At 57.9% G+C, this 430-nt stretch carries 1 pseudogene; it reads left to right on the top strand.

Annotated features, from left to right (window positions below):
- Positions 1–430, top strand: a pseudogene (locus ACTHUR_RS21715) (chromosome segregation protein SMC); the annotation flags it as partial.

The following is a 430-nucleotide window of genomic DNA, read 5'->3' on the forward strand; positions in this document are numbered from 1 at the left end:
GCTTGAAGAAAACGAGTTGCAGGCCGAAGAAAAGCAAACCGAATTGGCGGAATGGGCGATGCAGGTTGCCGAACACGAAGAGCGTCTGCCCGAATTGGAAGAAGCTCAAGCCACGCTCAATGCCGCCTTCCAAACCCAGCAGGACGAGGCAAACCGCATCCGCCGCGAACTGGCGTTGAAGCAGCAGCAGCTTGCCCATGCCGAACAAACCGTTGCCAAGCACGAAGAGCGCAAAGGTCGTCTGAAACAGGAAAACCAAGCCCTGAACCTGCCCGACGAGGCCGAAACCGCCGCCGCGCAGGAAGCAGCCGCCTTGTTGCAAAGCCAGCAAGAGCATTACGAAGAACAAATCATTGCCACCGAAGAAGCCTTACACGCGGCCCGCGAGGCGTTTCAGACGGCCTCAGATCGCTTCCAAAGCCTGAAGCAG

This window comes from Neisseria sp. P0021.S007, assembly GCF_051956855.1.